The sequence below is a fragment of the Curtobacterium sp. B18 genome (assembly GCF_000333375.1).
GTDB lineage: Bacteria > Actinomycetota > Actinomycetes > Actinomycetales > Microbacteriaceae > Curtobacterium.
Genome location: NZ_BACZ01000757.1, coordinates 1 through 8,199 on the forward strand (window position 1 = coordinate 1; position 8,199 = coordinate 8,199).

Sequence of the window (8,199 nt, forward strand, 5' to 3'; positions counted from 1 at the left end):
GTATTCAGGGTCTCGCCGACATACACCCGCTTACCGTCGTCGAGGATGTAAACCACGGGCCAGTGATGAAAGCGCCGGTCATCCGCTTGCCAGGACNGCAGGTGCTCTGNCGTGAATGGGAGCCGCTCGATGTCAAAGCTGGTCATACTTCGTGCTCCGCCCTCGCGATCGTTCTACCGGGTACTTAGCTTTCGTGATCGCGAGCTTCTCGCGGATGAGGGTCTCCGGCGACGTGCGGAGGCGGTCCGCGAGGAGGAAGCAGTACGTCAGCACGTCAGCAAGCTCGCTCCGCACGCGCAGGTCGTCGGCGTCGGCTTTCCATTGGAAGCACTCGAGCAACTCCGCGGCCTCGATCGAGATACTCTTCGCGAGGTTCTCCTGAGTGTGGAACTGGCCCCAGTCGCGTTCGTCGACGAAGGCGTTTAGCTCGTCGCGCAGCCCCTCATCCGCCATGATCCGACGCTAGCAGCGCGGCTGCCAACGCCGACACGACCGCGCGGTCGGTCCTACATCTTCGCTGTGCAGTTCCCGTCGACCGAACGACGAGAGCTGGCCGAGCACCGTTGCCACGGGACGGCTGAGATCAAGCGCGTGCTGCTGGACGATCGGCCCGTCGACCACCCGCACCTGCCGCGCCTCCGACTCTCCCGCCGCGTACACCAGGTGTCCCTCGCCCAACCCGAACCTCCGGCAGTACGCCGCCATCTGGTACAGATCAGCGTTCGGGTACTGCCCGCGCTTCTCGACCTTGTACTTGACGTCGATGCACGCCCGCACCTCACCGCCGACGAGCCACACGAGGTCCGGCGCGATTTTCACCGTCCCCTCGACATCGAGTGTCGACGCGTACTGCGCCACGAACTCTCCCCCGTACGGCCGGAACGCCTCCCGGAGCGCAGCGGTCACGAAGTCCTCGAACACCGACCACATGTCGACGAGGAACCCCGCGCCCACGAGCGACCCGGCTCGCTGCTCGATCGACGTGCCCGACAGTACGAGCAACGCTAGCGGCAGCACCGCCGAGTACCGCGCGTTCCGCCGATCGGACCGAACCACGGGCACCGGCGCCCCTACCGGAATCACCGTCACTCCGTCGAGCAGCCGCACCACCCGACGCAGCCGCCCGACGACGTCGGCCGGCACTCCCGGCAGCCGGAGCAATCGCGTCGCCGCCGTCAGCACGAGCTGGTTCTCGGCGATGTCCTCGACGTAGTCGTCGAACGACACCTCGACCGGCAGCGGCTGCCCGCCCCGCCGCGTGAGCTGGTCGCCGATCCGCCACCGCCCGCGCACCAGCGGCAGCGCATCGTCCCGCGTCACGTACCCGCGGAGCGCCCCTCCTGCGAGCGCCCGCGAGGCCTGCCGCTCGAACGCGTGCGCCAGCGCTGGCATGAGGTCGGCATCGGCCGCGAAGCCGAAGTCCTCGTCCTCCCAGATCGCACTCCCGGCCCGTGCGTAGCCGAGCATCGCGAACAGCCGCCGCACGGGCGTCTTCGGCCGGATCCACACGTCGTGTCCGGCGATCCGGACGACGCCGACCTTCCGCACGCCGCTGACGCGGTACTCGTCCGCCACGAACGTCGGCGAGACGTCCGCGATCCGCGCCGCGACGAGGCCAGCCGCGACCTCCCGCGGCATCCGGTGCAGCGTCGGCTGGTCCGCCTTCCGCAACTCAACTCGCGGTGTCGGCACCTTCGGTCCCGTCCGCAACGGAGGGCGTTGTCTGGCGACGCAGCGCTGCCAGGCCGTACCGGGCCTCCAGGTCGACGCCGTCGCCGTAGTGGTGCTCCGCGAGGAGCGGCAGGATCTCGTACCGCCACACGTCCGCAAGGCCGCCCGCGTCGAGGTCGCGCATCAGGAACGACGGCCCCACCTTGGCATCGTGATCGGCGATGGCAGTGTTCAGTCGCGTCAGCAGGCTGGCGCGGTCGTCCTGGAGGCCCTTGGTCGCCACCCAACCAGCCAGCACGTCGCGGACGGGGTCGCGTTCCGGGTGCAGCTCGATGAACGCGAAGCGGCGCCGCATGGCGGCGTCGAGCATCGCGATCGAGCGATCGGCGGTGTTCATCGTGCCGATGACGAAGATGTTGCTCGGCAGGGTGAACGGCTCGTCGCTGTAGAGCAGGGAGATCTCGCTGTCGCGGTACTCGAGGAGGAAGTACAGCTCGCCGAATACCTTCGCGATGTTGCCTCGGTTGATCTCGTCGATGACGAGGAAGTAGTTCGCCTCGGGATTGGCGGCGGCGCTGTCGGCGAGGCGCCGGAGCGGCCCCTTTCGGAGGCTGAAGGCGAGGTTGCCGCTGTCGTCGTTCGCGACGGGACGGAAGCCCTCGAAGAAGTCCTCGTACGAGTACGTCGGGTGGAACTGGACGATCGTGGTCTCGCCGTCGGTACCGTCCGTCACGTGTTTCGACAGTGCCTGCGCGAGGAACGTCTTGCCGGTGCCGGGAGGGCCGTAGAGGATGACCTGCTTGCGGCGCTCGATGAGGTCGAGGGTGTCTTGGAGCCAGCGTTCGGGTATGTGCAGGGCTTCAGCGAGGACACTCGTGGCGGCGGGGAACATGTCCCGTTCGGCTGGCTCGTCCTCGTCCGGGACCCTAGCGTTAGGCTGGACCTGCTCTTGGTGTTGCTCGGGCGCAGACTGCGGTCTCCAACGCGACACAAGCGGCTCGGCGTAGAAGAGCGCTGGTCCGTCCGCCTTCTTCTGCAACGCGATCGTGATCTGTTGGAAGTGCGCGTCTGGGTCGTCCTCCGTTTGGCCCTGAACCTCACCCGCGAAAGCACCGCGAATGGCTTCGCGATGCTCAGGCGCGACGACCTCCCCGAAAACGCCCGGGTGAACGAGGAAGAGCAGCTCGTTGCGTTGGATCGGAAGAGCGGTGCCGTCTACGTGAGCGACGAGGTCACGCCAGGCCCACGGCACCTCCAAGAGCTCCTCGCGAACGGAGTTGGGCAGGGTGGCCCACTCTTCGACGAGTCGGACCACGATCGAGAGCGTGGCGAAAGTGTGGCGCCCGGTCATGGCCTGCCCAGGATTGAACGACCACGAACGGAACGCGTCGTCGATCTCGCGTGGGATGGTCACCGGGTGCTCCATCTGGTCGAGGAGAAAGCGCACACGCTCGCGCTTCTTTAGCTCGCCCGGTGTCTGTAGCGGGAGCAACTGCCAGCAGATCAGTTCCGCCATCAGGAGCTTCGCATCATCGCTCGCACCCCAGAACTGCGTGCCGAGCTTCGTCAGGAAGTCGTCCCCTTCCACGTCCGGCTGGCCGACGAAGAGCCGCCCGACTTCGCTGGCGACGGCCGGACGCCAGACCTCTCGTCCCAGCGCGAAGACAGAGTCGAGTTGGCGGAGTCCACGTTCCACGAACAAAGCCGTGACTGTACGAATCGTCTCGGCGCGGGCGTCGGGTGGAACGATCTCAGTCGACAGACGCAGCGCGCGATCCTGGCTCTGCTCCCGCTGGAAATTTCGCTCGCGTTCGTTGAGTGACCTGGTGAAGTCATCGAGATTGAGCGCGGCAGCGCGAGCACCGTCCGCCGTCAGGCGCCACTCTCCTCGGTTCTGCTTCGTCATGAACCCGGCGTGCACGAGCGCCGTCGTTCCCCACAAGAAGTCCGACTCGCCATGAGGACGAGCTTTCGAGTTGAGCGAAAGCTCTTCATCCTCAAGCGGCACGCGCTCGAGCACGTTTTGCCAGACCTCGAGGCGCCGTCCTACGCGGTGATGTTCCTCAAGGAATCGAAGGGCCTCGCGTAGACGGATCATCCGGTTCTGAGCTCGCGACACCACCCCAGTCTGTCGACATGCTCGGCAAGCGCAAGTGGTGATCACTGCGCCCGAGCGAGTAGGTCGATGACGCCCGAGTTGGGGAAAGCTGACCGATACCTTCGCCCATCACCTCGGTCGCACCGCACCGGACGGCGCGTTCCCGCAGACCCGGGTCGAAACGTCCGCCGTTCGTGCAACGATGTCCTCGATCGTAAGACCCGAGCGTAACTCACCCCAAAGGACGACCCACATGACCGACGCCGACGAAGCCGATGTGACGCTCGAAGCCGAGGTGGCCGCGGACGATATCGACCGCGACATCGCGAAGGCGGTGTCGGGTCGCCGAGCAGTCGCCCGCCAGTACGTCCGCTGGCTGCGGCGCCGCAACCCGTCAGCGACTCCGGCCGAGATCGTCCTCATGCTCGAGCGCCAGTACACGACTGCGATCACGACGGCGGGAGCAGCGGTCACAGTCGGCTCGATCGCTGCCGACATCGCCATCGCCATGATCCCGGTTGCAGGCCCAGCGGTCGCCGGCGCGAAGAGCGCGAGCGCCCAAGCTGCAAAAGCCGGGACGAAGGGGGCGATGAAGCTCGCGGCAAAGAACCTCGCGAAGAGTGCCGCGCAGACCGGGGCGAAGGGCGCCGCCGCACGGCTCCTGCCCGCTGGCGATCAGCAGTTGCAGTTCGAGATCACCGCAGTCTTCGGCCTCGCGCTGGCAGACCTCCACGGAATGGACCTCGATAAGGACCAGGCGCAGGCCCTCGTCCTCGGCCTGACCAACGAACGTGTGAGCCAGCAGCAGATCGCGACCATGGCCAGTGACGTCGCCGAGGTGACTTCGGATGGCGCGATCTCGACGGGCCAGAGGATCGCGGCCGGCCGCGACGACTGGTCGCATTGGGCGACGACACTGTCCGACGCGCTCCCCGGTAGCGCCGCGCAGACGCTTATGCGGACCATCCAGACCGGCGAACTCGACCCCGTACGCGAGGGCCTCAGCGGCAAGCAACGAGCCTCGGTGGAGTACGGCGTCGGCGCGATCACCGGAGGCGTGGCCCGTTTCGTGTTCGGCCGCGACGTCGTGAAGTCCTCACGGACGGCCTTCCCGGAGGCGCCTGAAGCCTTCCCTGACTACCTCGCGCTGACAGTGAAGACCGCCTCCGACGACGAGGGGTCAGACAATCGTGCGCTCGCCGCGCTCGAGGATGCCGCTCGCTCGACGGGCACGTGGGTGACCGGAGCCGCCGGCGCAGTCGGGACCGGCGTTTCCGGCGCAGCGAGCTCAGCGACACGGGTCTTCCGTCGAGTCGACCTTGACGGTGACGGCGTGCCGGATGAGGCCCAGGCCCTCACAGTCGCGAAGAACGTCGGCGGGCGAGTTGTGGGTGCCGCGGACGCGGTCGGTGGCCGTGTCGCCGGACTGTTCAAGAAGAAGAAGGACGTCGACGACCTCACCACATCCGAAGCCGACTGAAGTCGTGACGAAGACCGGCGCTCGCGTCACTGCGCTCGATCGGCTCCTGCAGGGCGCGGGCTTCCCCTCGCGACCGGCCGAGCGGGGCCCGCGGCTGTCGGAACTCGCGCAGGCACAGAGGACGGCGATCGGCGGTCTTTACCGATCGTTGGGCGGCATCCTCGACGAGCCCGAGCTTCGCCCCGGCGGGTGGGACCTCGCCTACGACGGCATTCGCGTCGAACTCGACGAGGAAATGCACTTCAACCGTTACCGTGCCGTCACGCTCGGCGTCGATCCCATCGCGAGCGCACCCTGGGCGGGCGCCTACGACGACTACTGCCGAGCACATGAGCGGCGCTCTGGAACCGGCGGCCGACGGTGGAGCAGTCCTTCGGCTGAGCGGATGTTCGGGGCAGCTGCGCCCCAATGGACGTTCGAGGGAGGGGGCGCGCCGCGTTGGAAGCAGCGAGCCCTTTACGACGCCATGAAGGACGTTGCAGCTGCGGCGGGTGCAATCCGGCTGTCGAGGGTCTCCGTGTACGACGTGATCGATGGAGTTCGTCTCGAAGATCTGCTCCGAGGCCGGGCCGTCGTCCCGCCCTCGGTTGTTCGGACCTTCGTCGAATCTCGCGCTTTCGGCGTGAATCGTTAGGTCTGTCCGCGGTCTCGCCCGATGCGGTGAGCTCGCTTCCGTCGACCGTTCTCGTCCCCACAACGGGTACTCCCGTCGGCTCTCCCCAACCACGAGGATGGTTCAACACCACTCGTCGCGGGGACGACGAGCGGCACCGAGGACCAGGGACTCCCCGAGGGACACGCCATGACGATCGCCGGGGAATCGGCAGGTATCGAAGCACGCCGCCAACGCAGCCACGCACAGGAACTCCGTCGCCAGGCACACGACGCCGAGCAACGCGCAGCCCGCTTCGAGATCGCCGAACGCACCGAGAGCGAAACAGCCCAGCTCCTCGCCCCACTCGCCGGCATCGGCTACCACCTCCTCGCCGACCGCCGCTGGCCCGGCAGCCGCACCTCCCAGGTCGACATGGTCGTCGTCGGCCGCGCCGGCGTCTTCATCGTCGACACGAAGGCCTGGCGCGAGGTCGCGGTCCACGGCGACCGCATCACCCGCGGCCAGGAGGACGTCACCGACGACATCGCCCGCCTCGCCGACCTCGCGTACAGCACCGAGGCCGCCCTCGCGGACATCGGGCTCGCGCCGGGCGAGGTCCACGCGGTCGCCGCACTCGCCGGCCAGAAGCGCATGCATGCCCGCGTCGCGTCCGTCGACGTCATCGGCACGCACGACCTCGTCGGCCACATCACGAAGCGCGGCGCCCGGCTCTCCGCATCACGNGTNGACGAGATCCTCACCGCGATGCTCACCCACTTCCCCGTGATCGGCGAGGACGCAGCGACACCGCCGCAGATCGTCGTCCCCGCAGCCGTCATCCCCCGGGACCTCGCGCCGACGCCACCGCCCGCGACGACGATCGCCACGCTCGACGACGAGCTGACCGACCAACTCCTCGACGGCGTCCTCGAGGCACCCATCGAGGACTGGATGGCCTTCCTCGACCCCGCCCAGGCGAAGCTCGTCCGCCGCAGCTTCAACGGACCGGCGCGCATCCGCGGCGCCGCCGGCACCGGCAAGACCGTCGTCGGCCTCCACCGCGCCGCGTACCTCGCACGCTCGACCGGCGGCCGCGTCCTCTTCACGACCTACATCCGCACCCTCCCCGCCGTCCTCGAGTCACTGCTCGAGCGGCTCGCGCCCGACATGGTAGGCCGCGTCGACTTCGTGGGCGTCCACGCGTTCGCCAGTCAGCTCCTGAAGGAACGCGGGGTCGCGTTCCGCATCGACGCCCTGGAGGCCCAGCGTGCGTTCGCCGACGCATGGAACCTGATCAGCGCCTCCAGTCCACTGCGTGCGGCGCGTTTCACGCGCCGCTACTGGGAGGAAGAGATCGCCCACGTCATCAAGGGCCGTGGGCTCACCCGCTTCGACGAGTACGCCGATCTCGCCCGTGTGGGTCGGAGGCACGCTCTGTCGGTGGAGGTGCGACAGGCCGTCTGGGACCTGTACGAGCGCTACGCGGCGAATCTGCGGGAGCGAGGGGTGTGCGACTTCGAGGATGTCGTGCTCCTTGCTCGCGACGCCGTCCGGCAGATACCGCTCGATCGGTACAGCGCGGTGATCGTGGACGAAGCGCAGGACCTCTCGTGTGCGATGGTCTCGCTGTTGCACGCGGTGATCGGCGATCGTCCGGACGGGTTGACGCTGATCGGTGACGGCCAACAGACGATCTACCCCGGCGGCTACACCCTCGGTGAGGTGGGGATCAACCTCGCGGGACGCGGCGTCGTCCTCGACGTGAACCATCGGAACACGGCCGAGATCCTCGACTTCGCGAAGCAGATGGTCGCGGACGACCAGTTCGTCGACATCGAAGGCGTCGATGGTGCCGGCGACACGGTGTCCGCGGTGACGCGCTCCGGTGAGGAACCCGGAGTCCACCACTTCACGAGTCGAGCCGACCACGATTCCGCTCTGCTCGCTCGGGTCGATGAGGTCTCGATCACGGCGTGCCGGACGTCGGCGGCGACGAGCAGGTCGTGCAGGGCCTCGGCCGCGGTGGTCTTGCCGACCCCGGAGCGTCCGCCGATGAACAGGACCTCGGAGCGGGGCACGGGTCAGCCGCGGTGGCTCAGGGACAGCAACGCGAGCGCGGCGTCCTCGGGGCCGTAGTCGAACAGCCGGTCCCAGAACGGGTCGGCCGCCCACGGGACGTCGCCGTCCGCCGGGACGGCGTGGGCCGTCTCGACGAGCCAGTCGAGCTCGGGTCGGACGGCCGTCGCGAACGCGGGCGGCTCCCACCCGAGCGACCGTGCCGCCGTCGTGTCGAGGACGAACGGCGTCGGGGACGACCACGGGGTCGTGCCGACGAACGCGGGGGCGTCTTCGTCG

The 8,199-nt window shown here is 68.1% G+C and carries 6 protein-coding genes and 1 pseudogene; 3 read left to right on the forward strand and 4 right to left on the reverse strand.

Annotation, left to right across the window (positions count from 1 at the left end; all coding sequences use genetic code 11):
• Nucleotides 1-132 precede the first annotated feature (132 nt).
• The 3 genes from I5E_RS20075 to I5E_RS23045 are packed head-to-tail and all read right to left on the reverse strand — an operon-like array spanning nucleotide 133 to nucleotide 3,790.
• Nucleotides 133-453, reverse strand: coding sequence for a nucleotide pyrophosphohydrolase (locus tag I5E_RS20075; protein WP_022908557.1), 321 nt, complete (start codon nucleotides 451-453; stop codon nucleotides 133-135).
• A 9-nt stretch (nucleotides 454-462) separates the two neighbouring features.
• Nucleotides 463-1,638 (reverse strand): McrC family protein, encoded by a 1,176-nt coding sequence (locus tag I5E_RS20080; protein ID WP_148287068.1) that lies wholly within the window; start codon nucleotides 1,636-1,638, stop codon nucleotides 463-465.
• A 34-nt stretch (nucleotides 1,639-1,672) separates the two neighbouring features.
• Nucleotides 1,673-3,790: an AAA family ATPase gene (locus I5E_RS23045; protein WP_148287069.1), complete on the reverse strand. Its 2,118-nt coding sequence runs from the start codon at nucleotides 3,788-3,790 to the stop codon at nucleotides 1,673-1,675.
• A 232-nt stretch (nucleotides 3,791-4,022) separates the two neighbouring features.
• Between I5E_RS23045 and I5E_RS20095 the strand changes: the two genes are divergently transcribed.
• The 3 genes from I5E_RS20095 (at nucleotide 4,023) to I5E_RS20105 (ending at nucleotide 7,980) form a co-directional block, all read left to right on the forward strand.
• Entirely contained in the window at nucleotides 4,023-5,249 is a 1,227-nt protein-coding gene (locus I5E_RS20095) for a hypothetical protein (protein ID WP_022908561.1), read from the forward strand.
• Between the two features lie 4 nt (nucleotides 5,250-5,253).
• Nucleotides 5,254-5,883, forward strand: coding sequence for a DUF7255 family protein (locus I5E_RS20100; protein ID WP_022908562.1), 630 nt, complete (start codon nucleotides 5,254-5,256; stop codon nucleotides 5,881-5,883).
• Between the two features lie 168 nt (nucleotides 5,884-6,051).
• Nucleotides 6,052-7,980: a nuclease-related domain-containing DEAD/DEAH box helicase gene (locus I5E_RS20105; RefSeq protein ID WP_022908563.1), complete on the forward strand. Its 1,929-nt coding sequence runs from the start codon at nucleotides 6,052-6,054 to the stop codon at nucleotides 7,978-7,980.
• Here I5E_RS20105 and I5E_RS25845 read toward each other — a convergent pair.
• Nucleotides 7,926-8,199: pseudogene (locus tag I5E_RS25845) on the reverse strand (hypothetical protein); the annotation flags it as partial. The gene I5E_RS20105 and the pseudogene I5E_RS25845 overlap by 55 nt on opposite strands.

What these genes read in the sequence shown, in the direction of transcription:
- I5E_RS20080 (WP_148287068.1), bottom strand. Translation starts at nt 1,638, where the DNA reads ATGCCGCGGGAGGTCGCGGCTGGCCTCGTCGCGGCGCGGATCGCGGAC.
- I5E_RS20095 (WP_022908561.1), top strand. Translation starts at nt 4,023, where the DNA reads ATGACCGACGCCGACGAAGCCGATGTGACGCTCGAAGCCGAGGTGGCC.
- I5E_RS20075 (WP_022908557.1), bottom strand. Translation starts at nt 453, where the DNA reads ATGGCGGATGAGGGGCTGCGCGACGAGCTAAACGCCTTCGTCGACGAA.